This window comes from Anaeromicrobium sediminis (assembly GCF_002270055.1).
Classification (GTDB): Bacteria; Bacillota; Clostridia; order Peptostreptococcales; family Thermotaleaceae; genus Anaeromicrobium; species Anaeromicrobium sediminis.
In genome coordinates, this window is record NZ_NIBG01000001.1 from 541,232 (window position 1) to 567,976 (window position 26,745).

General features: G+C 31.7%; 30 protein-coding genes. 1 reads left to right on the forward strand and 29 read right to left on the reverse strand.

From position 1 onward, the window contains the following. Window positions 1-36 precede the first annotated feature (36 nt). Window positions 37-1,740 (forward strand): recombinase family protein, encoded by a 1,704-nt coding sequence (locus CCE28_RS02700; protein ID WP_095130691.1) that lies wholly within the window; start codon window positions 37-39, stop codon window positions 1,738-1,740. Here the strand turns inward: CCE28_RS02700 and CCE28_RS02705 are convergent. From CCE28_RS02705 to rsxE, 29 genes are all read right to left on the reverse strand, one after another. Then, complete coding sequence (locus tag CCE28_RS02705) at window positions 1,692-2,747, reverse strand: YifB family Mg chelatase-like AAA ATPase (protein WP_095130693.1); 1,056 nt, start codon at window positions 2,745-2,747, stop codon at window positions 1,692-1,694. The genes CCE28_RS02700 and CCE28_RS02705 overlap by 49 nt on opposite strands. A gap of 15 nt (window positions 2,748-2,762) precedes the next feature. Continuing rightward, complete coding sequence (locus CCE28_RS02710) at window positions 2,763-3,110, reverse strand: YraN family protein (RefSeq protein WP_095130695.1); 348 nt, start codon at window positions 3,108-3,110, stop codon at window positions 2,763-2,765. Continuing rightward, window positions 3,110-3,373 carry an EscU/YscU/HrcU family type III secretion system export apparatus switch protein gene (locus tag CCE28_RS02715; protein WP_095130697.1) on the reverse strand — a complete coding sequence of 88 codons (264 nt, stop codon included), beginning with the start codon at window positions 3,371-3,373 and terminating at the stop codon, window positions 3,110-3,112. The genes CCE28_RS02710 and CCE28_RS02715 overlap by 1 nt, the downstream gene beginning before the upstream one ends. Before the next feature lie 5 nt (window positions 3,374-3,378). After that, entirely contained in the window at window positions 3,379-4,773 is a 1,395-nt protein-coding gene (locus CCE28_RS02720) for a flagellar hook-length control protein FliK (RefSeq protein ID WP_095130699.1), read from the reverse strand. Beyond that, the gene (locus tag CCE28_RS02725) at window positions 4,773-5,546 is read right to left on the reverse strand and encodes a ribonuclease HII (RefSeq protein ID WP_330396800.1); all 774 of its coding nucleotides are present in this window, start codon (window positions 5,544-5,546) and stop codon (window positions 4,773-4,775) included. Before CCE28_RS02725 ends, CCE28_RS02720 begins: the two co-directional genes overlap by 1 nt. 310 nt (window positions 5,547-5,856) lie before the next feature. Then, window positions 5,857-6,744, reverse strand: coding sequence for a ribosome biogenesis GTPase YlqF (gene ylqF / locus CCE28_RS02730; RefSeq protein ID WP_095130701.1), 888 nt, complete (start codon window positions 6,742-6,744; stop codon window positions 5,857-5,859). A 69-nt stretch (window positions 6,745-6,813) separates the two neighbouring features. Beyond that, on the reverse strand, window positions 6,814-7,155 hold the full coding sequence (rplS, locus tag CCE28_RS02735; protein WP_095130703.1) for a 50S ribosomal protein L19: 342 nt from the start codon (window positions 7,153-7,155) through the stop codon (window positions 6,814-6,816). A 113-nt stretch (window positions 7,156-7,268) separates the two neighbouring features. Next, complete coding sequence (locus CCE28_RS02740) at window positions 7,269-8,741, reverse strand: Rne/Rng family ribonuclease (protein ID WP_095130705.1); 1,473 nt, start codon at window positions 8,739-8,741, stop codon at window positions 7,269-7,271. A 20-nt stretch (window positions 8,742-8,761) separates the two neighbouring features. Next, window positions 8,762-9,475 (reverse strand): TIGR03936 family radical SAM-associated protein, encoded by a 714-nt coding sequence (locus CCE28_RS02745; protein WP_095130707.1) that lies wholly within the window; start codon window positions 9,473-9,475, stop codon window positions 8,762-8,764. Then, window positions 9,463-11,313 (reverse strand): TIGR03960 family B12-binding radical SAM protein, encoded by a 1,851-nt coding sequence (locus CCE28_RS02750; RefSeq protein ID WP_095130709.1) that lies wholly within the window; start codon window positions 11,311-11,313, stop codon window positions 9,463-9,465. Before CCE28_RS02750 ends, CCE28_RS02745 begins: the two co-directional genes overlap by 13 nt. An 83-nt stretch (window positions 11,314-11,396) precedes the next feature. Next, window positions 11,397-12,242, reverse strand: a complete 846-nt coding sequence (locus tag CCE28_RS02755) for a M50 family metallopeptidase (RefSeq protein WP_095130711.1) — start codon at window positions 12,240-12,242, stop codon at window positions 11,397-11,399. Between the two features lie 17 nt (window positions 12,243-12,259). Further along, on the reverse strand, window positions 12,260-12,958 hold the full coding sequence (locus CCE28_RS02760; protein WP_095130713.1) for a M23 family metallopeptidase: 699 nt from the start codon (window positions 12,956-12,958) through the stop codon (window positions 12,260-12,262). A gap of 123 nt (window positions 12,959-13,081) precedes the next feature. Further along, complete coding sequence (gene mgsA / locus CCE28_RS02765) at window positions 13,082-13,480, reverse strand: methylglyoxal synthase (protein ID WP_095130715.1); 399 nt, start codon at window positions 13,478-13,480, stop codon at window positions 13,082-13,084. A 15-nt stretch (window positions 13,481-13,495) separates the two neighbouring features. Continuing rightward, complete coding sequence (gene rodA / locus CCE28_RS02770; protein WP_095130717.1) at window positions 13,496-14,602, reverse strand: rod shape-determining protein RodA; 1,107 nt, start codon at window positions 14,600-14,602, stop codon at window positions 13,496-13,498. A 133-nt stretch (window positions 14,603-14,735) separates the two neighbouring features. Next, on the reverse strand, window positions 14,736-15,011 hold the full coding sequence (minE, locus tag CCE28_RS02775; RefSeq protein WP_095130719.1) for a cell division topological specificity factor MinE: 276 nt from the start codon (window positions 15,009-15,011) through the stop codon (window positions 14,736-14,738). 14 nt (window positions 15,012-15,025) lie between these two features. After that, on the reverse strand, window positions 15,026-15,820 hold the full coding sequence (gene minD / locus CCE28_RS02780; protein WP_095130720.1) for a septum site-determining protein MinD: 795 nt from the start codon (window positions 15,818-15,820) through the stop codon (window positions 15,026-15,028). Window positions 15,821-15,846: 26 nt separating this feature from the next. Beyond that, the gene (gene minC / locus CCE28_RS02785) at window positions 15,847-16,449 is read right to left on the reverse strand and encodes a septum site-determining protein MinC (RefSeq protein WP_095130723.1); all 603 of its coding nucleotides are present in this window, start codon (window positions 16,447-16,449) and stop codon (window positions 15,847-15,849) included. Between the two features lie 165 nt (window positions 16,450-16,614). Next, entirely contained in the window at window positions 16,615-19,398 is a 2,784-nt protein-coding gene (locus CCE28_RS02790; RefSeq protein ID WP_095130725.1) for a penicillin-binding transpeptidase domain-containing protein, read from the reverse strand. Between the two features lie 2 nt (window positions 19,399-19,400). Next, window positions 19,401-19,904: a rod shape-determining protein MreD gene (mreD, locus tag CCE28_RS02795; RefSeq protein WP_141228303.1), complete on the reverse strand. Its 504-nt coding sequence runs from the start codon at window positions 19,902-19,904 to the stop codon at window positions 19,401-19,403. 6 nt (window positions 19,905-19,910) lie between these two features. Then, window positions 19,911-20,744 carry a rod shape-determining protein MreC gene (mreC, locus tag CCE28_RS02800; RefSeq protein WP_095130729.1) on the reverse strand — a complete coding sequence of 278 codons (834 nt, stop codon included), beginning with the start codon at window positions 20,742-20,744 and terminating at the stop codon, window positions 19,911-19,913. Between the two features lie 16 nt (window positions 20,745-20,760). Beyond that, window positions 20,761-21,795 carry a rod shape-determining protein gene (locus CCE28_RS02805; protein ID WP_095130731.1) on the reverse strand — a complete coding sequence of 345 codons (1,035 nt, stop codon included), beginning with the start codon at window positions 21,793-21,795 and terminating at the stop codon, window positions 20,761-20,763. Window positions 21,796-21,825: 30 nt separating this feature from the next. Next, on the reverse strand, window positions 21,826-22,488 hold the full coding sequence (gene radC, locus CCE28_RS02810; RefSeq protein WP_242972873.1) for a RadC family protein: 663 nt from the start codon (window positions 22,486-22,488) through the stop codon (window positions 21,826-21,828). 42 nt (window positions 22,489-22,530) lie between these two features. Next, window positions 22,531-23,112 carry a Maf family protein gene (locus tag CCE28_RS02815; protein ID WP_095130835.1) on the reverse strand — a complete coding sequence of 194 codons (582 nt, stop codon included), beginning with the start codon at window positions 23,110-23,112 and terminating at the stop codon, window positions 22,531-22,533. A gap of 9 nt (window positions 23,113-23,121) precedes the next feature. Continuing rightward, the gene (locus tag CCE28_RS02820) at window positions 23,122-23,370 is read right to left on the reverse strand and encodes a DUF4321 domain-containing protein (RefSeq protein ID WP_095130735.1); all 249 of its coding nucleotides are present in this window, start codon (window positions 23,368-23,370) and stop codon (window positions 23,122-23,124) included. Then, the gene (locus CCE28_RS02825; RefSeq protein ID WP_095130737.1) at window positions 23,363-23,881 is read right to left on the reverse strand and encodes a Gx transporter family protein; all 519 of its coding nucleotides are present in this window, start codon (window positions 23,879-23,881) and stop codon (window positions 23,363-23,365) included. Before CCE28_RS02825 ends, CCE28_RS02820 begins: the two co-directional genes overlap by 8 nt. A 13-nt stretch (window positions 23,882-23,894) precedes the next feature. Then, window positions 23,895-24,269 (reverse strand): NusG domain II-containing protein, encoded by a 375-nt coding sequence (locus CCE28_RS02830; protein ID WP_141228304.1) that lies wholly within the window; start codon window positions 24,267-24,269, stop codon window positions 23,895-23,897. Window positions 24,270-24,546: 277 nt separating this feature from the next. Next, a complete protein-coding gene (locus tag CCE28_RS02835; protein WP_095130741.1) occupies window positions 24,547-25,530 on the reverse strand; it encodes an RnfABCDGE type electron transport complex subunit B in 984 nt (327 codons plus the stop codon). 15 nt (window positions 25,531-25,545) lie between these two features. Then, entirely contained in the window at window positions 25,546-26,127 is a 582-nt protein-coding gene (rsxA, locus tag CCE28_RS02840; protein ID WP_095130743.1) for an electron transport complex subunit RsxA, read from the reverse strand. Window positions 26,128-26,130: 3 nt separating this feature from the next. Then, entirely contained in the window at window positions 26,131-26,733 is a 603-nt protein-coding gene (rsxE, locus tag CCE28_RS02845) for an electron transport complex subunit RsxE (protein WP_095130745.1), read from the reverse strand. Window positions 26,734-26,745 lie beyond the last annotated feature (12 nt).

Here is a 26,745-nt window from a genome sequence, read left to right on the forward strand (position 1 = left end):
TGTTTGCAAGCAGAACCATAAGAAGGGGGACACAGGATGGAAACAGCAGCAGTGTACGCTAGAAAATCTAAGGCTAGTGATAAGGGAGAATCTACTGAGAATCAAATAAGTCGTGGTGCAGCCTTATGTAAATTACGTGGGTGGAATCACGTTGTATATGAAGATTATGATTACTCTGGAAAGACACTAGAAAGGCCTGCATTTGAAAGAATGATGCAAGATGCTAAAGATGGCAAAATTAAATATATAATTTGTTATAAGTTAGACCGTATCTCTAGATCTGTTAGTGACTTTTCTGGATTAATTACAGAGCTTAATGAATTAGATGTGGGATTTGTATCTATCAAAGAAAACTTTGATACCTCTACTCCGATGGGTAGAGCCATGATGATGATCACTGCAGTTTTTGCTCAATTAGAAAGAGAAACTATTGTAGAGAGAGTAAAAGATAATATGGTTGACAGATTTAAATCAGGAAAATGGAATGGTGGAGTTGTTCCTTTCGGCTATGAAGCAGATAGAAAGAGTATTATAGTCAATGGTAAGACCAAGAATGTTACTGATCTTATACCTAATGAAAAAGAATGTGCCATAATAAAACAGCTTTTTGACTGGTATGTAAAGGATGATTTATCTATGAGAAAAATAGCTCATACCGCTAACTCATCTGAATATGGTTTTACAACCAGAGCAGGAGTTGGTTGGTCACCAACCAAAGCATCTAGAATCATAAAGAATGCACTTTATTGTATTGCAGATAAAGATGCTTATGATTATTTTAAGAACCACACGAAAATGCAAATCGTTAGTGATGAAAAAGATTTTACTGGAGAATATGGACTTATGTTTTACAATCGTAGGAAACCTCATAAAAAGAGCACACGAGTACGTAGCGAGGATGAATGGTATGTAGGTATAGGAAGTCATAAAGGAGTTGTTCCTGGGGAGATTTATGCCAAGGCACAATTAAAACTAAAGCGTAATATAAGCACGGCTCCTAGATCTAGTCAAAGTACTCGCTCTCCTCTATCTGGTTTAGTTAGATGCGATAAATGTGGTCACGCAATGGCATTAGTAGCTTCTCCTAAAGCAAACGATATATCAAAGGGGTATTTTCTCTACTTCAAATGCAGGGTTAGAAATGATAGATCTGAAGAGTTATGTGACAATGAAGTAAGTATGAGAGCTGATTATCTAGAAGAGCTTATAGTTAATCATATCAAGCAACTATATAATGATGAACATTATATTAATGAGCTGCTAGATAACTCTGCTCAAGAAGTAGATGATAAAAGAATACCATTGATGGCTAGACAGAATAAAATAGACTCTGAAATTAAAACTACAGAAAGGGAAATGGATAATTTAGTTACAGCTCTTACTAAGGGAACTCTTCCTGAGTTTTTAATTAAAAAGAAATATAAAGAATTGGAAGATAAAAAGAACTCACTTCTTCATGAATTAAATAAGATTCAATATGAATTACAAACTAATTCTATTGAATCTATAAATATAGAAACTGCTAGATACCATCTTAAGCAGTTCACAACTCTATATGAATTTTTAGATATAGAAGAAAAGAAAAAACTTTTAAAAAGTATTGTAAGAGAAATAAATATATATAATGGCGTGGTTGAGTTAACTCTTTACTTTTCAGCCACCTCTTATACTTCGTCGAGCGATTTGGTATCTCATGCACATGGGTTAAGAGCCAATATTAAATTTACAGAGGCTGGGTAGGTGACAGTGCCACTTGCTCTAGATATGGTTACGATTTCATCTTCTATGGGCTGTCTTAATACATCTATAGCACTTTTTTTAAATTCTGGGAATTCATCTAAAAATAATACGCCATAATGAGCTAGTGATACTTCCCCTGGTCTTAAATTACTACTTCCGCCAACAAGTCCAACGTTTGATATGGTATGATGGGGTGACCTAAAAGGGCGCTCCATCATTATGGGGGATTCATCTGACAAAAGGCCTGCAACACTGTATATTTTAGTAATTTCTAGGCATTCTTCATAAGTAGGACTTGGTAGAATAGTAGGAAATCTTTTAGCCATCATGGATTTTCCGGCTCCTGGAGGCCCTATCATCATAATATTGTGCCCACCGGCAGCCCCTATTTCCATGGCCCTTTTCACATATTCTTGTCCGCAGACCTCATTAAAATCCACATTATACGTTCTTGGTTTATCTAAATCTATTATGGGTCTTTCGTCCTTATAATCCAGTTCTCCATTTAAAAATTTTATAACTTCATATAAAGTATTAAAGGCATATACCTTCATATCCTTTACCATAGCTAACTCAATTAAATTTCCCTTTGGAACTATTATTTCTTTTATATTGTTTTTTCTAAGCTCTAGTGCTAAGGGCAATGCACCCCTTATAGGGTTTAAATTCCCATTTAAGGACAGTTCTCCTATAAAGGCCATATGATCTAGGGGAACTTGTTTTATGGCTCCCATGGCCTGTAATATGCCTACAGCTATAGGTATATCATAGTGGGATCCTGCTTTTTTAATACTTGCAGGAGCTAAATTCACCGTTATTCTATCATCTGGAAATTCTATTCCTGAGTTTTTAATTGCAGATTTTATCCTATCTTTAGATTCCTTAACAGATATATCTGCAAGTCCTACCACGGTTATACCTGGTATACCATTATATAGATCTATTTCTACCTTTGTTAATTGTCCGTTTAAACCTAATAGTGTGCATGAATTTATTCTAGATAACATATATTTACCCCTTAACTAAGAAATACTCTTTATGTGATTTACTCTTATATCTTTCTCATAATAAACTTCTATAATATCAAATCTCATGGGAGGTGTTTTTATTTTTTTATTTTGTATATAATGTTTAGATACCTTATATATCTTTTCTAATTTTTTATAGTTTACTGCTTGAGCTGGTGTACCATAGGATTTATTTTTTCTAGTTTTTACTTCAACAAAAACATATCTATTATTATCCATGGCTATTATGTCTATTTCACCACATTGGCACCGATAATTAGTATCTAATATTTTATACTTTTTATTCTTTAAATATTTTACTGCTATGTTCTCTCCCATTTTTCCAATTTGTACATTATTCATTATTTTCCCTCATTCATATCAATTTCAATTATAAAGGATAATATTTGAGCCACCACATTATATAGTTCCACAGGAATTTCTTCTCCTAAATCCAAATCATTTAGTTTATAGGCTAGGGCCTCATTTTCATGTATGGGTATACTCAGTTCCTTGGCTAAGGCCTCTATTTTCTCAGCTAAATGTCCTTGTCCCTTTCCTATGACCTTAGGAGCACTATCCTTTTCATGGTCGTATTTTATGGCAACAGCTACTTTTTTATCCATTCACATCACACCTTAACATCCACAAAGTTTATTTCCTTATTTTCTAAGTAAACTATCTCATCCTTTTTTATTCCCACTAAATATTTAATTAAAATATTTTCAAAATCCATATCTTCTAAATGGTTTTTTAGTTTGTCCTCTTTATTCTTCATTTTGTTCATAATTTCATCATCGTTCACATGGAATTTTAAGTTCATATTTTCATCATTTACATTTATCTGACAAGTTATATCCCCTAAGTTTTTAGTCTCTAAAGTAAATGAAATCCCCTTACCCTCTATAGACTTTTTCTTACCATCTTTCTTTTCCATATACATTTCTAAGTTTCTTATATCATCATCTATTAATAGAGGTACTTGCATATAATACATTTCTTTATTGACCTTATCTAAAAACTTCATAGTATCTAGTAGTTTATCTACCTGTTCCCTTTGGGCTGGACTATCTTTCTCACTTAATTCATCTTTTATGGCCTCTAATAAAGAATACATTTTTTTTACATTATCCTTTATGGGCTGCCCTTCATCCATATTGGATTTACTTAATATGAACTTTTTTATAATATTTTTCACCTTTGGATCATCTATACTTTCTATTAATTCCTTTATGTCTTCAGAGATTTTCTCTTCTTTAAAAATATATTTTGCTTTATCTAGATTTTCTAAGTTTACCTTCAGATTATTTTTAATTAAAAACAATATTTTATCTGTAGTCTTATCTAAAACAAAATTTTCTTTAGTTTCTTTGTTGACAACTTCTTTATTATTTGGCTTTTCATTAGAGCTTTCTGTCTTTTTTTCCATAGGCTCAGTTTCATCATTCTTTTTATTTAAATTATTTTTAATAATTTCGTTTTTTTCTGGAGAAGTATTTTTTTTCTCTACATTTTCCTCAGCGATAGATTCCTTTATAGGGCCTTCTTTAGGAATATTTTCTTCTACATTTTCCTTAACATTACCTTTTACTAAAGTATTATCTTTTCCTGAGGATTCACTTAACAGTTCGTTTATTTTTTTTAATGGAATTTTGTCAATTTCCTCTTTATATAATTCTTCTGGAAGCTTTATTCCCTCATTAGTCTTTATATCTTTTATCAAGTTATATTTGGCCCTTATATTGTTTACCCTTTTAAAGAGTTCCTTACTAAGGGGTATTTCATTCTTTATAATTTTTTTTAATGTATCCATATTCTCTTTAGAATCGTCCACATTCATATCCTTTAAATACTTCACAAGTTTTTCTTTAGTTTCCTTTGTTACTTGCTCACTTTCATTTTTAAGTAACTCCTCAATTAAAGCACTTTTAAGCTGTGCCACTTTTGTCTTTATCTGTTTAGGAGCAACTTCCCTTTTATTATTACCTTTATCTAGAATTTTATGAAAGTTTATGCCTATTTTCATTAATTAGCCTCCAAAATATTTTTCAAGAAACTCCTTCTATGAATTGGCGTAATTCCATGCTTTTCTATAGCCTCATAATGCTCTTTAGTCCCATATCCCTTATGATTTTTAAATCCATACTCAGGGTATTTTTCACCATATCTATCTATAATTCTATCCCTAGTCACTTTAGCCACTATGGATGCTGCTGCTATGGAAGCACTTTTACTATCACCTTTAACTATAGCTTCTTGTCTTATATTTATATCGTCTAAAGTTACTGCATCTATTAATAAATAATCAGGACTTTTTTTCAGACTGTTAATAGCTCTTAACATGGCAATTTTAGTTGCATTAAAAATATTTACATTGTCAATTATTTCATTGTCCACTATACCTACACCTATATCTAATGCATTTTTACTTATTATTTCAAATAATTCATCCCTTTTCTTAGGAGACATCTTTTTAGAGTCATTAATACCTTCTATAAAAATATTTTTGGGTAATACTACGCAAGCAGCCACAACAGGCCCTGCTAAAGGACCTCTACCAGCCTCATCTATTCCACCTATTATATCCACATTTAAAGAATTTTCTATCTTCCACATATTTTTTACCCTTTCAATTTCCATTAAATGCTTCTTATGTTCCTTTTCTATTTTTTCTAATACTTTCTTTACTCCACTTCTTTCATCTAACATTAAATCATCTAAATATTTTATCTTTTCATCTATATGTAATCCTTTAAAAAACTCATTTACTTCTTTTATCTTCATTGATTTAAAATCCAACTTAAAGCCCTCCTTCTATCTTCTTATATAGATAAACTACTTCCAAACTCAATAAACTTTATATACCTACAAGTTTCTATAATTCAAAAATTTTTCATCAGATGGAACATCAGAACATCCTATGCTGCAAACAATTGTGAACCTTCTACCGTAAATATAATATTCACACCCTATAGTCTGATAGTGACTTATCTGTGAAACGTTTTGAATTATAGAAACGTAGTAGGTTCACATAAGCTTAACTTGGAAGTGGTACATCCATAGTTTGTCTGTATACTAAAAAGGGCACCACATAAAATGGTGCCCTTCATTATTCTTCATCTGTATCATTCATTGTAATATGTATTTCTTCATTAGGTCTTTCTAAAGATATTCTTCCTATTATACTGGCTCTAAACTCATCTAATATGATATTAGCCACCCTAGTGTAATCGGTTCTTCCTTTACCTAAAATACATCCTCTTTTTTTAGCTATATTCTCCATATTGTCTAGTGCTTCTTCTTCAATAGTGTCTAGCTTATATCTTTCTTTCATATTTTCAGGATAGTATCTACATAAATAATCTATAAGTCTTAAAGCTATAGTTTCCACATCTAATACTTCATCCTTTATTGATCCTGTAAATGCTAATTTCAAACCTACATTTAAATCTTCAAATTTAGGCCATAAAACACCTGGAGTATCTAGTAATTCTATGTTACCTTTTAATCTAACCCATTGTTTACCTCGAGTAACCCCTGGTCGATCTCCTGTCTTAGCACTTTTTTTACCCGTTAATCTATTTATTATAGAAGATTTACCCACATTAGGAATTCCCACTATCATGGCTCTTATGGCACGTCTATTCATTCCCTTTTCTTCACGGGCCTTCATTTTATCTTCTACAGCTTCATTGGCCATCTTTGTAACCTTATCTAATCCTTTACCACTTATAGTGTCAACTTCAACTACTTTGTGACCTTCTTTTTTAAAATACTCTACCCATTCCTTTGATATGGTTGGGTTTGCTAAATCACTTTTATTTAATACAATAACCTTAGGTTTATTCTGTACAATTTCATTTATTTGAGGATTTCTGCTACTAAGAGGAATTCTTGCATCTAATAGTTCTATTACTACGTCTACTAATTTAAGATTTTTTTGTATTAATTCCTTAGTCTTTTTCATATGACCTGGATACCAGTTTATATGTTCCATAGTTTTTCACCACTCACTTATAAAATTATTTTATATAGCAACAAAGGGACTGTATCCAGTCCCTTTAGATTACTTCTTTTCTCTAATTTTAGCAGCTTTACCTGTTCTTTCACGAAGATAAAATAACTTCGCTCTTCTTACTCTACCTTTTCTTACTACTTCGATCTTATCAATCTTTGGAGAATGAACTGGTAAAGTTCTTTCAACTCCTACTCCGTAAGAAATTCTTCTTACTGTAAAAGTTTCTCTGATTCCACCATTTTGTCTCTTGATTACATATCCTTCGAACACCTGGATTCTTTCTCTAGTTCCCTCTTTAATCTTTAAGTGTACCTTTACAGTATCACCAATGTTAAATACAGGAATTTCCTTTTTAAGGTTTTCTTGTTCAATTAATCTGATCATATCCATGGTTGTCCCTCCTCTCATCCTAGACGTTCTTGTTAACTATGTAGTTAGCAGAGGACCGTCCGTATTACCGATATTTAGTATAGCATACTTTATTATGTATTACAAGGTACTTTTTAGCTTTTAATTATTTTCTCAATTTCTTCTATTCTACCCATGGTTTTTACATTAAATTCTTCGTCCTTAATGAAAGCTTTTGAAAAATATATTTTAATACCATATTCCTTTTCAATCTTTTCATACTTTTCCTTGTGATGAGTATGCAAGTCTTCATGGGTTTTCATAGACACTTCAATCAAAACTGCCTCAGCATTTGTATGAACAGACAAGCGTCTTATTTTATCCTCAATCTTTTGTAATATGGAATAATCTGATATGGTCCTTCCAGTTCCATTACACCAAGGACATTTCTTTTGTAATACAGAAGATATCCGACCTCTAACCTTCTTCCTTGTCATCTCTAAAAGACCTAGATTAGTCATTCCCAATACGTTAGTCTTAGTTTTGTCTTTAGTAAGTTCATCTTCAAATATGTGTATCATTTCCTTTTGAGATTTTTCAGTGGCCATATCAATAAAATCAATTATAATGATGCCACCTATATCTCGTAGTCTAAGTTGTTTTGCTATTTCCTTTGCAGCTTCCTTATTTGTTTTAATTATAGTATCTTCTAAGTCTATTGATCCTACATATTTCCCCGTATTAACATCTATTACAGTTAAAGCTTCCGTTTGATCGATTATTAAGTAACCTCCACTTTTTAACCATACCTTTTTATTAATAGCGTTATTTATCATTTTTTCAATGCCATAGAAATCAAAGATATCTAGCTCATCCTTATATAATTCTATTTTATCTTTCATATTAGAATCTATTAATTTTACAAATTCTTTAGCTTCTTTATATTTTTCTTCATCATCTAATACAAGTCTATGAATTTTTTCTGTAAATCTATCTCTTATTATTTTATGAATACTATCTAATTCCTTATATATTACTTTAGGCGCAAACCCTAAAAGATTTTCTTTCTCCACCTTATTCCAAAGCTTTAAAAGATAATTTAAATCATCCTTTATTTCCTTTGAAGATTTGTCTCTTCCGGCAGTTCTTAAAATTACACCCATATTACTAGGTCTTACCTCATCAATTAAACTTCTAAGTCTATCTCTTTCTTCCTCACTCTTAATTCTTCGAGAAATACCCACATAGTTATTATAAGGCATTAATACGCAATAGCGACCTGGAAGACTTACATCTCCAGTGACTCTAGCCCCCTTAGTACCCATAGGTTCCTTTATAACCTGTACCACAATTTCTTGTCCATTTTTAACCAAATTTCTTATGGATACATGTTCTTTTGGACTCTGGCCTACTATATCTTTCACATATAAAAAAGCATTCTTTTCTAAACCTACATCTACAAAAGCAGCTTGCATTCCTGGTAGTACATTAGTTATTCTACCCTTATAAATATTTCCAACTATTCTCTTTTTGTCATCCCTATCAATATACATTTCCACAAGTTGCTTATTTTCCATTATGGCCATTCTTGTTTGATTTAAACCACAATCTATAATAATTTCATTCATTTATTCACCCCCCTAAGGAATTATGCAATACTATCATCTAGAGGTGTCACCATTTTGTCTTTTTTGTTTAAAGCGTATAACTCTAATCTATGTACTCTAACATACTCCTTATTGAAGAAATCCATTTTTTCAAACATCTTCTCCATAACTGCTTCTGGTTTTATATTTTGCTCACTGCCAGCTGCTAATAACGCCTTTAATAATACATTTTCATCATCTATATTTACTAGTTCTATGGACTTTATCATAGGTTTAATATCAACTTTTCTAGTTTTATTTTTCTTTTTGCTGTACTTTTCTATTATTATTTCATCTTCTTTTAGGAATTCTTCTATATTACCCCTTAATTCTTCTTCTGAGATTTTCTTTTCTAATTTTAAATTAATTACATAGGATGAATATTTTATTATAGACATTAAAGATTTAGCTTTCTTATCTATATACTTATACTGAATTATTTCAATTCCCTCTGGCAGTTCCTTACTTATTCTCTTGGCTAAATTATCTAAATCAACCTTTTCATCAAGTTCTATATCCATATATTCACCATCACTAGAAACACCCAGAGCTAATGCTGTAGCAAAAGACATTTTTGCATGGGGATTAAATCCTTGTGAAAAGGAAATGGGAACCCTTGCACGTCTTAAAGTTCTTTCTATTATTCTCATTAAATCTAAATGAGAAGTAAATATCATATATCCATTTTTCTTAAATCTTATCCTTATCTTACACATTTGCAGTCACCACCTATAAAGTCATCTGTTATGCCACATGCAGCACAAGACATTCTACAATTTGGAGTTATTTTCTCACTTAAAGCTCTTTCATTCTCCCTTTGTAGGAAGTCCTTTGTCACTCCCACATTTACAAAATCCCACGGTAGAACTTCTGTGTATTCTCTCTTTCTATTAGCATAAAAATGAGGATCCACATTAGTTGATTCTAATGCTTCTAACCACTTGTCATATTTAAACTTTTCTCCCCATCCATCAAATGTACATCCTAATTCCCAAGCCTTTATTATAGTTTCTCCTACTCGTCTATCGCCTCTAGCTACTACAGCCTCTAGGAAACTAGTCTTAGACTCATGATAATTGTATTTAATATTTCTATTCTTTAATTTAGATTTTAAGTAATTTTGTTTTTCTATAAACTCATCTCTATAATCTTGCTCATACCACTGGAATGGAGTAAAGGGCTTTGGAACAAAACAAGATGTACTCACGGTTACTTTTAGTCCCCTTCCTCTTTTTTCCTTTGGTATGGAATAATATATATCAACAACCTTATTTGCTAAGTCAGCTATTCCATCTAAATCTTCATAAGTTTCAGTAGGAAGTCCTATCATGAAATAAAGTTTCACAGTAGTCCAGCCTAATTCAAAGGCTTCTTTTACAGTCTTAGTTAAGTCCTCTTCTGTTATACCTTTATTAATAACGTCTCTAAGTCTTTGAGTTCCTGCCTCTGGTGCAAATGTCAGACCTGTCTTTCTAACCTTTTGAATTTCTTCAATTACTTCAATAGGGAACTTATCTAATCTAAGGGATGGTAATGATAATCCAATCCTCTCACCAGAATACTTACCTACAAGTATATTTACTAAATCCTCTATTTTAGAATAATCACTAGTACTTAGAGAGGCCAATGACAATTCTTCAAAACCAGATGATTTTAATAAATCTTCTGCAATCTTCTCTACTTTCTCTAATGAGCGCTCTCTTACAGGTCTATATATAACTCCTGCTTGACAGAATCTACATCCTCTGATGCAGCCTCTAAATATTTCAACCATGGCACGATTATGTACTATATCTATGTTAGGAACCATAACACTATCAGGATAATTTACACTGTCTAAATCATCCACAATGGCCTTAGTTATTCTTCTAGGATATGAATCCTTCTTAGGTTCAAAACTTTTTATAGTGTTGTCCTCATTGTATTTCACATCATAAAAAGATGGTACATATATGCCCTTTATTTCACATACCATTTCTAAAAACTCATTACGGGATTTGCCTTGTTTTTTCCATTCCTTGTACAAGTTCATAACTTGAACAATTTGTTCTTCACCTTCTCCTAGCATGAAAAAGTCTATTACTTCAGCTAATGGCTCTGGATTATACGCACAAGGTCCTCCTGCCACTACAAATGGATCTTCTTCTGTTCTATCTTTACTTCTTATTGGTACATTACCAAGTTCTATCATATTTAATATATTTGTATAACTTAATTCGTATTGAAGAGTAAAACTAAAAAAATCAAGCTCTTTGACTGGGCTGTGAGTTTCTAAAGTAAATAAAGGTACATTATTCTTTCTCATTTCTTCTTCCATATCAACCCATGGAGCAAATATTCTCTCACAATATACATCCTTTTCTGCATTTAAAATGTGATATAGAATGTGCATACCTAAATGAGACATACCTACCTCATATACATCAGGAAATGCAAATCCAAATCTCACATTTACTTCATCTAAATTCTTTTTGGCAGAATTTATTTCGTTCCCTATATATCTTGCGGGTTTTTCTACTTTATATAAGATATCTTTTAAATCTATACTTTTCATCTTTTGTCCTCCCGTTATAATTTACATATGCTTAGTATTTCTTTTATTCCCTTGTAATATTATGCATTTACTATTCTATCATTTTACCCATATGTTAACAACTTTTCTAGGGAAACATTTATTCCGTATTTTATAACCCCATCTAAAATTTCATTTTCTGTTAAATTTCCTATTACATTATATTGTTCATCTACTACCATAATCATATGATACTTTCCTACCAAAAATGAATCTATAATTTCTTTTACCCGTACATCCTTTTTAACTACTATATTCTTAACTGTTAATATTTTATTATTCCTAATAGATCTTTTTTTATGGGCAAACTCCTTTATAAACATGTATTTTGACATTTTTATCTCTTTGTTAACTGCCATATATAAAAATATGGATAGTAAAACAACAAATATATTAGAGTAATCTTCTTTTATCATATATAGACCATATGTAGCCATTGTTACAATTAAACATTTAGATATTATACTTATAATCTTAGTAGCCTTTTTAATTCCACAATTTAATGATAAATATGCCCTTATAATTCTACCTCCATCTAAGGGTAATATGGGTATTAAGTTGAAAATTCCTATTCCCAGATTAGAATATATAAAAAATTCATTTATGAGGATTTTGTAATTCACGCCAATAAAAGCTATGATTAAATTAATTAGAGGTCCTGATATGGCTATTAATATTTCATCCCTAGGTTCTAGCGCTATAGTTTCTTTTAATTTCGCGACTCCTCCAAAAGGAAAAATTTCTATACTTTCTATATTATATCCTAACAATCTAGCCATAATAGTATGAAATAATTCATGTATAAAAACTGCTATAAATGCCAATATAATTTCTTCAAAATACCCAAAAACAAAAAAAATTAATAGCATTAAAATAAAGGCCATATTTATTTTAACACCAAAAAACTTCATACTTATTATTTTCCTCTCTATATAATATTATTAAACTTTATGTATTCTGTAGGATCTACCACATTACCATTTACCCATAATTCAAAATGAAAGTACTTCCCATTATCATTTTTTCTAAATACACCTATTCTATCTCCCTTTCTAATTTCATCACCCTTCTTTACTTTTATTTCTGTACAATTACTATATATGGCAAAGACGTCACTTCCATGACTTACTTTAACATACATACCAAGGTTTTCGCTTTCACCAACTTCTGCTATAGTTCCATCGTCGATACCTCTAACATAAGTATCTTTAAAACTCATCATATCTATTCCTCGTTGAAAACTTTTAGTATTTAAAATAGGGTCTATACTATCTCCATAGGATGATACAATTTCCCCTTCAATAGGTGGAACATATTTTTTATTCAATCTACTACTAGTCATATTGCCGAAAACTTCCATAGTTTTATTGTGAAAATTTGGTACTTCATTAAAGGCTTTTTTTACGTAGTATGCGGTCTTTTTTACATCCATATCCTTATGTATATTCTCTTTTAATAGGCCTAGTCCATCATTTGTAACTGACATGTTCATAGTCTTTATTATTATGACCACAACTACAATTCCAATAGCCCACAGTATTTGTTTTATAAGCTTTTTTCTATAGCTAGTATTTATTTTTCCATCTGTAGGCCTTCTTACTCTTACTCGCTTGTATGGATAACTCATTTTCTCCCTCCTTTATGCCTTTTGTATATTCTAAATATATTTTGCTTAACATATTTTTATTCCAAATAAAATAGGACGGTTATCTATTGACAACCGTCCTAAATAAAAATTTCATATAAAATACTAGCTTTTCTTATATAATCTCCAACTAAATTCTCCTCTTTCCATTGCTTTTACAAGGAGTTCTCCCGTAGCAATATTTGTAGCTACTGGAATTTTATAAACATCACATAATCTTATTAATGCTTGTATATCTGGCTCGTGAGGCTGCGAAGTTAGTGGGTCTCTCAAAAATATTACCAAGTCTAGCTCATCTTGTGCAATTAAAGCTCCTATTTGTTGATCGCCACCAAGGGGACCTGATTTCACCTTATCTATCTTTAACTCTGTAGCTGCTTCTATTCTTTTACCTGTTGTTCCAGTAGAAAATAAAACGTGCTCTTTTAGTATACCTTCGTAAGCTATACAAAAATTCACCATAGTATCTTTTAACTCATCATGCGCTATTAATGCTATCTTCATATTTATTTCCCCTTATTAGAAATTTATTTTTTGCCTTCGCATGCCCACATTAAGAACAATGCCTATGGCAACCATATTCGTTAATATAGAACTTCCACCATAACTTATAAATGGCAAGGTAACTCCAGTAACAGGCATAACGCCCATTGTCATCCCTATATTTTCAAATATTTGAAATGCAAACATTGATGTAATTCCAACTACCACTAAAGAACCATATTTATCCTTGGCACCCTTAGTTATTTTAATCATTTTATACAAAAATATAAAATATAAGGCTAGTACTATTATACCACCTATTAATCCAAATTCTTCACCAATTACGGCAAATATAAAATCTGATTCTTGAACTGGTAAAAAATTATTATTATTTTGTGTTCCATTATACAGGCCTTTTCCTATTAATTTTCCAGACCCTATAGCTATTTTGGATTGCATTACTTGATAATTTCCCGGTAAGCTTAAATCAGCAGGATTTAAATAAGCATCAATTCTAACCTTTTGATGAGGAGCCATAAACTTATATGCTATTGGTGTACAAACAGCTCCTACGAGGAGACCTCTAGTTATAAACTTATAGTTTAATCCAGAGGCAAAAGTCATCCCTATCATTATAACTACAAATACTAATGCATTTCCTAAGTCAGGCTCTTTTAGTACTAACAATATGGGTGGTGCTGCATATAAAAAGACCGCCATTAACTCTTTTAAAGTATCTAGTCTATTTTGTCTTTTTTCTAAAAACTTGGCAAAAGACAAAATAAATCCTATTTTTACTATTTCAGAAGGTTGTATATCAACCGGTCCTAAGTTTATCCAACTTCTAGCTCCATATTGCGCCTTTCCCAATCCAGGTACGTACACACATAAAAGAAGTATTATACTTCCTATATAGATTGGTTTTGCAAAACTTGAAAAAGTATTATAGTCTATGATAAGCATAATCATCACTACTATAACTCCTAAAGAAAAGGCTATAACTTGCATTTTAACTTGTCTAGTAATTCCATACTTTGTCACATGGGTAGCACTACTTATCATAACTACACTTATGGCAAATAACAAAATTACTACTATTATTAGTCCCACATCTATATGCTTGACCAATTTTTTGTTTAGCATGTATTCACCTCTCTATATAAACCTATATGGATTATACCATATAATATTTAATTCTAACAACATTAAAAATTATATATTCATATATGATATTTTCATAAAAATAAAAGGCTAGCAAATGCTAGCCTTTTATTACTTATTTTGATTTCACTTTCTTAATAGGTATATTAGCAACTAAAGCTGGTACCATTGCATCGTCACTACTTCTTTTAGTCTTAGTAATTCTAATATCCAGACCCTTTTCATCTATTTCAATGTAATCTGAAATCACATTAATTATATCTCCTCTAACCATTTCTAAAAAATTAGGTGAACAATTTGTTCTATCGTGAACTAAAACTAGTTTTAATCTCTCTTTTGCCACACTTTTACTTGAGGAGTTATCTTTACCAAAAAAACGCGAAAAATCCATATTCTATCTCCTCCTTAGTTTAATCCAAATATTTTTTTTACCTTTGTCATAAAAGTCTCTTCGCTTTCTAAATCTATCAAAGGTACTTCTTCCCCTAATATCCTCTTTGATATGTTTCTATAAGCTTCTCCTGCCATAGATTTATTGTCTACTACAGCTGGTTCCCCCTTATTAGTGGATACTACTATAGATTCGTCATCAGGTACTACTCCTAATAAATCTATAGCAAGAATATCTATCATGTCCTCGATATTCATCATATCTCCTCTTTTTACCATATCTATTCTAATTCTATTTATTATAAGTTCTGGATCTCTTATTTCAGATGCTTCAAGTAGACCTATTATTCTATCTGCATCCCTTACAGAAGAAATTTCAGGTGTACTTATTACTATTGCCCTATCTGCTCCTGCTATGGCGTTTTTAAATCCTTGTTCAATTCCTGCAGGACAGTCTACTATTACATAATCATATAGTTCCTTTAACTGGTTACATAGTTCTCTCATTTGCTGTGGATTAACAGCTGTTTTATCTTTAGTTTGAGCTGCTGGTAGTAGATATAATCCATCATATCTTTTATCCTTTATAAGGGCTTGTCTTAATCTACATACACCCTCTACCACATCTACAATATCATATACAATCCTGTTCTCAAGACCCATAACCACATCTAGGTTTCTAAGTCCTATATCGGCATCAATAACAACAACCTTGTTACCTTGCAACGCTAAACCTGTTCCTATATTGGCAGAAGTTGTAGTCTTACCAACTCCACCTTTACCAGAAGTTATTACAATCACTTCACCCATAGTTATTCCCTCCATCATAGCTTAATTTACTTTTTTGGTAAGTAAGGTTCAATTATAAGTTTTTTATCCTTTATAGTAGCAATCTCCGGTATATTTGTTTTTATCTGTTTAGAATCTGGAGCCCTAGCAATTACGTCACCTATTCTAAGTTGAGTAGGTTGTAAATTAAATGCAACCACAAAGGCTTGTCCATTCCCAAATGACCCCGCATGAGCTACACCTCTTAAAGAACCCATTACAACAATATTTCCTCCGGCTATTATTTCAGCGCCTGGATTAACATCTCCTATAACAACAACATTTCCATTTTCTTCTATCCTCTGACCAGATCTTACAGTACTTCTTATAAATTTAGTGTCGTTGAAAACTTTTTTTTCATTTTCTATTTTATTTTCAATCATAGTCATTCCACACCTTGAATGTATAATTTTTTTTATTTCTTCTTGTTGTTCATCAGTTAGTTTTTTCCCTTTGAAACCTTTTACTTTAGCACCTTTAAAGAATACCTTAGCTGAGTCTAATTTAGCTATTAATTGATTTTTTAAGACATCAAATTCAAAATTTTTATTTAGATATATAAATAGTCCATCCTTACTTCCTTTAAATACTACATAATTTTTTTTATACATTCATTGACTACCTCCAAAATTTCTTAAAAGGTTTACCATTTTAATTATTCTTCACATGTTTTTTAATTCCTTCTTTATTAGGATAATTTCTTAATTTGGAGACTTTTTTCCTATTCTTGAAAGAATTTTAGTATGAAATTAGTACTTAGCAAAAATGCACCTACCTTATTTGGTAAATGCATTTTTAAATTCAAACTTGTCATTCTCCTTATTTAAGCCAAAGTACTCTGCATATATATCCCTTGCTATAGGAGATGCATATCCTCCATGTCCACCTTGAAATACTAAAGCTACTACAACTATTTCTGGCTTGTCAGCTGGAGCATAGGATACAAACCACGCAAAGTTATCATAGTCCCCTTTAAATCTATCTATACTCTCACTAGTTACCCTACCACCTGACAAATCCATAAGAGCCTTTCTCATGGCTTGCCCTTCATTTGGGTATTCATCCTCATATTCTTTTGTTTTTTCTTTTAAAGTTCCAAAACTTATATATGGGGCAATTTTATTTAAATACTTTTTAATATAAGCAACCTCATCTTCAGGTTGTATTTTCCCTGATTTTTGGGCTGTTCCTGTTTTTGCTCCTACCTTTATAGGGAAATTTTTGAAAACTGTTCTTCCAGTTCCCTGCTCTCCTTGAGTAGCCTTTAACATACCCTTCATTATTTCATCTAAATTCTTTTTATCTTCCAGGTTTATTTCTTCAATCTTCTTTTCTTCAATCTTCTTTTCTTTAATCTCTGAGTCACCTACTCTTTTTATTAAGGTGACGTCGTTTTTATATCCTCCATTTACTAAACCAGACATATATCTAGCCATTTGTAAAGGGGTGTAAGCATGTTGACCTTGACCTATAGCTAGGTTAAATGTATCTCCCTTAGTCCATTTTGCTTGATTAAAATAACTATACTTTATAGTATCAACAAGCTTTTCTTCTTTTCCTTCTATTAAATTTAACTCTTCCACCATTCTAAGTAGTTTCCCCCTAGATGGATTTTCCTCTATCCAATTTACAATAGTTTCTATCTCATTTTTTAGAAGTTCTGGATTATTTAATAGTTCATCAGAAAAAAAGTCTTTCTTTTTTCTATTTAACATTCTTCTTAAACTGTTCTTTGTATTTCGCATCTTTTGTCCTGGATTAGGAACTCCATAAGCTACTTCGGATATTTCAATTCCCGTTTTTTCTCCCAATCCGAATAATTCAGCATATTCCAATACTCTATTTACATCTACCGTTATTGGTAGAGGTTTATTTTTATAATAATCCCAAGAGGTTGACACATCATAGAAATAGTAGTTGCAAGATACTTCTAAGGCCTTATATAAGTCCACCCATCCATGACTTCTTCTGTAATCATTCCATAGCCAACATCCATAGCTCTTATTTCCTAATTTTATAAATCCTCCATCATAGAGTTTATAGGAAGGATCCAAACCATCCTCTATGGCAGCCAAGCCTGTTAGCATCTTAAAAGTAGAACCAGGTTGTACTGCCGTCCTTGTGGCTATATTATATAAAGGCACTGGTGATAGGGGATCCCTAGGATTTTGATCTTGTAATTTACTCCAGTCCTTTTGCAAAATTCCCGTAGTAAACAAATTAGGATTATAGGAAGGATAATTAGCTAGGGCTAATACTTCTCCAGTTTTAACATCTAAGGCTACTGCAGCTCCTGATGTGGCATTTGGAAAAGGATCTCTATATTTGTAGTCTCCTAACTCACTTTTAAAAGTTCCTCCCACTTGGATTTGCTCTAAAGCTTTTTTCAAAGATTTTTCCGCCACCGTCTGTAGGTCTTTATCAATAGTTAAGTATACGTCTTTTCCCTTTTGAGGGCTTTCAATTCTTAGGGTATCCACAAGCCTTCCATATACGTCTACTTCTACATATTTAGCCCCATCTGTGCCCTTTAAATCCTTTTCAAACTTTCTCTCTATACCACTTTTACCTATTAAATCAGTTCTCTTGTATCCCGTATCTTCATTATAAATTTCCCTGTCCGTATCGGATATTTTACTTAAGTAACCTAGTATATGAGCTCCTAAGTTATCATTAGTATAGTATCTTATAGGTTCAACTTCTACATTAACTCCTGGCAAATCCATACTATGTTCTTCAATCTCTACTATGGTTTCTTGTTTTACATTAACTGCCATTTCAACAGGCTGATATTGCCTGTAGCCTTGGTCTCTCAGCTCATTTCTAACGATTAAAATTTTTCTTGCATCATCTACAGAATATTCATTTGGTATCTTAAACTTTTCTTTTAACTTATTAAAGGCATCTTCCGCATTTAAATCTACTTCTAAACCATATTTTTGTAAAAATTGTTCTTTTTTCATAGTTTGTATGAATTTCATATTTCTAACGGATATTGGTGGGTATTCATTATAATCATTTTGCATTATCCTTTGAGATTCATATGGATCTAGTTCCTCATCAATACCCCATTTAAATTTTATAGCATCAAAAACTTCCTTTGCAGTTATATTCTGTGGAATTTCTCCTTCTGGAAATAGATCTTTATTTTCATCTAACCAATCGTCTAACCATGCATCTATTTCTTCATCATAGGTGTAAGAAAATTCTTCATTTTCATAGACAATAGGTAAATTATCATTATATTTTTCATTATTTTTTTGTAATATATTTAAAAGCTTAATTGATATGTCATTTATTTGTTCATCAATAAGTTCATTTTTCATTATTTGCACTGTAAAACTGGCTTTATTAGTAGCTAACAATCTACCATATCTGTCTAATATTTCTCCTCGTTTAGCAGATATGGGAATTTTTTTTATTCTGATTTGATCAGCCTTATTTTTATATTCTTCACCCTGAACGATTGTAAGTATAAACAGTCTACCAATTAATATACCAATGAAAATAGTAAAAAATAACATCATTTGATTATTTCTGTCTTTTAACTTATCTATCATTCTTATCTCCTTACTTTAGAATTCATAAAAGGTTTGTTAGTCAAATTATATATAAATCTATAAATTAATATGGATAATAACGAATTATATACAGTTTCTATAAATATTACTTTTTTAAATAATCCAACAAAACTTATATCAAGTCCAATAATCACTCCAATTACATAGTAAATTATATAATATAAAAAAGTAGATACTGTTGTAAACAAAACTGGAGCTAAGTACGAATCTTTAAATAAAATTCGCTGAAAAATACCCACATTATATCCAATTAACAAATATATTACTCCATTCATTCCAGGTAATACTCCTCCTAATATATCTTGCAATAGGCCCACACAAACTCCTATAAAAGCACCCTTTTTATTTCCCCATATAAGCGCAAAACTAATTACAATCAAAAGGGATGTATTTGGTAATATTCCAAAAAGTCTAAAATGTTGGAGTAAGGTTGACTGCAAAGTAATGTTTATTATAACTATTAAACTAGTAACATAAAAAGCCATTTTCAATTACTCCTCCATGCTATTTTTAGATAATATTATGAAAACCTTATCTATTTTATTAAAGTTTGCTGAAGGCTCAACTTTAATAGTTTTTAAAAGTTCATCTTCATTTTTAATGACTTCCTTCACTTCACCTATTAAAATCCCTTTAGCATACATACTAAGACCAGAAGTAATTAATTTATCTCCAACTAGTATTTCCACATCTGGCTCTACTCCACCAATCATATTAGATGTAATGGTTCCTCGTATCACACCTAAATATTGATTATTTCTAAGTACTTGAAAACTTACAGAGCTTTTATTGTCTATAATACTAATTACTTTTGAATAGTTATCTCCAACTTCAAATACTCGTCCTATAAGACCCTCTGAGTTCAATACAGTACTATCCTTTGCTACACCTTGATTTCTACCTGCATCTATAGTAAATGTATTAAACCAGTTCCCAGTTCCTTTAGAAATCACACTAGAACTAATGTAATCGTATTCATTTTCAGGCTTTATATAATTAAGTACAGTATATAGTTTTCTCAATTCTTCCAACTCATTTTTTGTTAAGGTTTCTCCTATTAATTGTTTATTTAATTTATTAACTTCATCCCTTAACTCTTCATTTTCTTTCTTTATTTTTCTAAAAGCCACTAAAGATTCCATAAAATCCCCGGTTGCACGACCCACTTTGTAAAAGGTCTTTTGTATAGGATTTATGGCCTTATTTACCATGTTCTCTGCTGTGGATGTTTTCATTCTTCCACCTGCAGATATTCCTATTATAATAATGAGAATGATAGTAACAATTGTTACTATCATCATTGTCCATTTCTTTAAAGAATTCATATTCAACCACCAACTTCTATCTTAATCTTTTAGAAGCTCTTTGTAATTTTTGTAGTATTTCTATGTCTTCAACACTTTTTCCCGTTCCTAATGCAACACAGTCTAGTGGATCCTCTGCTATATGCACTGGCATTCCAGTTTCTTTAGCTACTAATGTGTTTAGACCATCTAACAGGGCCCCTCCACCAGTTAATACTATACCTTTCTCCATTACATCTGCTGCTAGCTCCGGAGGTGTTTTTTCTAATGTATATTTTATTGCCTCTACTATTGAATTAATTGGTTCATGTAGTGCTTCTAATATTTCAGTAGCATTTATGGTTATTGTCTTTGGAAGACCTGATACTAAGTCTCTTCCTCTTATCTGCATATTTTGTTCCTTTAATTTAGGGTATGCAGAACCAATAGTAATTTTTACTTCCTCAGCAGTTCGTTCACCTATCATTAGACTTTTTTCTTTTTTAACATACTGAACTATGGATTCGTCTAATTCATCTCCACCAATCCTAACGGATTTACTAGTTACAATTCCACCTAAGGATATTATGGCTATTTCTGTTGTTCCTCCTCCGATGTCTACTACCATACTTCCTGTTGGTTCTGCCACAGGAAGACCAGCCCCTATAGCTGCAGCCATTGGCTCTTCTATAAGATGTGCCTCTTTTGCTCCCGCTTGAATAGCAGCTTCTTCAACAGATCTACTTTCTACTTCAGTTATACCTGAAGGTACTCCAATAACAACTCTAGGTCCTGTAAATAGTGATTTTTTAGGATGAGCTCTTTGTATAAAATATCTAAGCATATTTTGCGTAATATCAAAATCTGCAATTACTCCATCTCTCAGAGGTCTAATAGCTACTATATTTCCTGGTGTTCTACCTATCATTTTTTTTGCTTCTAAACCTACTGCAAGGACTTCTTTTGTATCTTCCCTTATAGCAACTACTGAAGGCTCACTTACAACTATTCCTTTTCCCTTTACAAACACTAATGTATTTGCTGTCCCTAAATCTATTCCCATATCCTTTGAAAAAAACTTTAAAAATGCCATTACTTGTGCTCCTTCCTGAAACTGCCTTATTTAAATTATAAAACTCTCCTTAAAGCTATAATAAGATCCATCTCCAATTATTATATGGTCTAAAATTTCTATGCCTACTATATGACTAACTTCTATTAATCTTTTAGTTATATTTATATCCTCTTTGCTAGGGCTCACATCTCCACTAGGGTGATTATGTAGAAGTATCATACTAGAAGCACTTCTTCTAATAGCTTGTACAAACACTTCCCTTGGATGTACTAATGAACTATTTAAAGTCCCTATGGAGATAAGCTCAGTTGATATTATTTTATTTTTAGTATTTAATAAAATTGTCTTAAAGTATTCTTTATTGTAACAACGCATTTCTTCCATATACATACTAGCTATATCCTTAGGAGATTTAATATTTATATTTCTTTTGTTAACGCTCCTAGCTAGTCTTTTCCCTAATTCTATTGAAGATAGAATCTGACAGGCTTTAGTTTTTCCTATCCCCTTAATTTTAGAAAGTTCTTCTATGGTACAGTTTTGTAAATATCCAATGCCCTTCTCATCTATTGCCAGTATCCTTTGAGCCAAATCTAGGGCAGATGCTTCTTTTGTCCCTGTTCTTATTATAACAGCTAAAAGCTCCGCATTGGAAAGGGAATTTACTCCCATGTTTACAATTTTTTCCCTTGGTCTCTCTTCCTTATTCATATCCTTTATTGTGAGGTACATCCTCTCTTTCATCCATATCACCTAAATTAATTTAATGTTAAAATCTTTCCTGAGAATACTGCTCAATCTAGCAATTGGTAGTCCTACCACATTAAAATAATCACCTTCAATAGATTCCACAAGGGCTGATCCAATGCCTTGTATTCCATAGGAGCCAGCTTTATCCCACACCTCATTAGTGTTGATGTAATTGCAAATATCATCATCACTTAAATCTTTTATTTTTACTTTAGTTTTTTCATAAAACACGACTTTTTTATATGTATTAGCTTTAATTATAGCCACGCCTGTGATTACATGATGATATGTGCCAGATAATTTCTTTAGGGTATTAAATGCCTCATCATAATTTGCAGGCTTACCTAAAATATGATGATCCTTTACCACTATAGTATCTGCACCTATGACAATGCCACCATCATCACATCTTTCTGCCACATCTAAAGTCTTTTGAAAGGCTAAAGCCATGGCTACTTGTTCTGGTATATCACCTTCATTTACTTTTTCATCTACTGATGACTTCTCTATTCTTAAATGAATATTAAACTTACCAAGTATTTCTTTCCTTCGTGGCGAATTTGAAGCTAAAATTATCTTCTCCATATTTAGCACCTACAATCTAAAAAATATTACCATTCCTATTACTCCACCTAGGACACTGGCTAAATTCATATATAGTTGTAACCCTAATGTAAATTTAATGGCCAATAGGTCTATGGTAAATGGTTTAAATCCTATATGTTTACCATGCTTTAGTATCTCAAAAGTATCCTTAAATAAGTCTCCTACAACCCCTCCTACTACTATGCCTACTATCATTAGTAGAATAAGCATGGAAACTCCTTTTGATTTACTATTCATACAACCTCTCCTTACCTATTATTTTATTTAGATGTTTTGATATATAATTTGACGAAAGGCCAATAAAACACCCTGTGAATAAACTTGTTAACATCATAAAAGGTAAATATGTAAATATAAGCCAATTATTTATCATAATACTAGCCACTAATACTTGAGCCATATTATGGAATAAAGCTCCCACAATGCTAACACCTATTAAGCTAAAATATTTATTAAAATTTTTATACATAATCCACATGGCAATAGTACTACTTATGGCTCCTGAAAAACTATAAAAAAATCCCGTCACAGCACCACTTCCCAATGTTCCTACTATGGTCCGTAGTATTGATACTATTAGGGCATTTTTGAAACCAAAAACAACCAGTGTGACTAAGTTAGATATGTTAGCCAGTCCTAGTTTTGCACCTGGCATTACAAAATTAACAGGTATAAAATTTTCTACAATCTGAAGACCTATTCCTATGGCAGTTATAAGCGATAAGTATAGTAATTTTCTAGTTCTCATAAATTTCCTCTTTCTAATAACTCACAATGTCCACATCACTATTATTTGTCTTTAATTTTACAGAAAGCCTGTGAGGAATACAAACTAAAGTTTCATTTGGCTTTTCAATTATGCCAAGTTTCTCACATATTTTATCCCTACAGTCTGAATTTTCCATCCATACTTTTTTACCTTCTATTTTTACTTCATTATAGCCATGATCACTTTTAATTGGAATAGTAGTATATTTAGTATTAGAATCTATAATTAACTTCTTGTATTCTTTTCCATCTAATTGTATTACTAAATACATACTTTCTTCATTAGTTGCCATGTTAGCAGTCACTTTAATTCCTATTATGGAAGCCGCTATTATAAAAATAATCAATAATTTATCCCATTTCGTCATAATAATCAACACTTACCTCTATATTAATATTTTTTCCAAAATAATCTTTATAATCCATATATTTTTTTCCTTTTAGGCCGTATAATTTGTACATATGTTATATGGCACACTATGGACATTCTAAGTTTAACATTTTGACATAAACATGACAAGTATTACATAAAAAGTCTTTTCTTAAAAGATATTTAAGATAATTAAGTTTTCTAAATTATTAAAGAGTTTCATTTGGAAAAGAAAAGAACATACGAAAAATCGTATGTTCTTTTTTCAATCTACATTATTTCATTGTTATACATTTCTTAGGACACTTAGCTTCGCAAGCTCCACATCCTATACATTTGTCTTCAATGATCTTATGTTTTTGCTTTAATTCGCCTTCAATTGCATCCACAGGACATTGTCTTTTACAAATTGTACATCCTACGCAACTTTCTTCTTCTATATAAGCTTTTTTTCTATTCTCTAAATCACCATATATGGCTTTAGTCGGACATTTCTCTACACAAACCATACAATTCGTACACTTTTCATAATCTATTTTAGCTAAATTATTTTCAAATGTAATAGCCTCAAATGGACATGATTTAACACAAATCTGACACCCAATACATCCTACAGAACAATTGTCCTTTACTGTTTTTCCTCTTTCCTTATTGTTACATTCAATAACAACTTCTTGTTCATAAGGAACCATATCAATTACATTCTTTGGACATACATCTAGACATTTTCCACAAGCTACACACTTGTCAGGATTAATACTAGCCACACCGTCATCAGTAATTTCTATAGCATCAAATCCACAAGCCTTAACACAGGTTCCAAGACCTAAACACGCATAAGAACAGGATTTAGCTCCTCCACCTAACATGGCTGCAGCTTTACAGTCCTCTATACCTGAGTAATCATATTTTTCCTTGCAATTATCACTTGTTCCATTACATATTACACGAGCTACCTTTTTAACTCCACCACCAGCAGAGATGCCCATGATTTCTCCAATCTTTTCAGCACATTCAGAACCTCCAACAGGACATCCATTTACAGGTGCTTTTCCTTCTACTACAGCCGTTGCAAATCCTCCACATCCTGGGTATCCACAACCACCGCAGTTAGCACCTGGAAGTGCTTCTCCAATTGCTGTTATTCTTGGATCTACTTCTACAGCAAATTTTTGTGATGCGAAGGCCAAGCCAGCACCAAAAAGTAGTCCCATACCACCTAAACTAGCTATTGGAACTAACATAGTTGATAAATCCATGTTTCCCCCTCCTATCTATACAAGACCTGCAAAACCTAAGAATGCAATTGCCATTAAACTTGCAGTAATAAGGGCAATTGGAAATCCTCTAAACACTGCTGGTACATCTGAAATTTCAAGTTTTTCTCTAATTCCTGCAAATAATACTATAGCTAAGGTGAAACCTACTGATGCAGCAATAGCATTAAAAATTGTTTCTATTAAATTAAAGTTAGATTGAATATTTAATATAGTTAATCCTAAAACTGCACAGTTAGTAGTTATAAGCGGTAAGAAAACTCCTAGTGCTTGATATAATGTTGGACTTGTCTTTTGAACAACCATCTCAACAAATTGCACTAATGATGCTATAACTAATATAAAGGCAATAGTCTGTAAATATCCTAATCCAAAAGCATCTAATATAAAGTGTTGTATAAAATAAGTTATAATAGAAGCTAGTGTCATAACGAAAGTTACGGCCATACCCATACCACTTGCAGTTTCTACTTGCTTAGATACACCAAGAAACGGACAAATTCCTAAGAATCTTGACAATACAAAGTTATTTACTAATATCCCACTAACTAATATAACAAATAATCCAGTTACTGACATATCCTATACCTCCTTTGTCTTCTTCATTACAACGTAGTTGTAAACAGCTAATAATAATCCTAATGCTAAGAAAGCGCCAGGAGGTAGTATCATAATTAACGCAGGTTGGAATGAAGCTCCAAATAGGGCTTTACCAAATAATGTTCCCGCTCCTAATATTTCTCTTACACTACCTAATACAGTTAATGATATAGTAAATCCAAGTCCCATACCAATTCCATCAACGGCAGATGCAATTACATTATTCTTAGATGCGAATGCCTCTGCTCTACCTAGTATTAAACAGTTAACAACTATTAATGGAATAAATAAACCTAATTGCTTATCTAATGCAGGTAAATAAGCCTTCATAGCAAGACCTACAACCGTAACGAATGTAGCTATTACAACTATAAATATTGGTATACGTATTTTACTTGGAACAACATTTTTCATTGCCGATATTACTATGTTTGCACATATTAAAACTGCTGTAGTAGCAAGTCCCATTGCTAACCCATTCATAGCTGATGTAGTTACAGCCAATGTAGGACACATACCTAACATCTGTATAAATATCGGGTTTTCAAATAAAATACCCGCCATAAATATTTTATCTAATCTCATTTCTTCACCCCC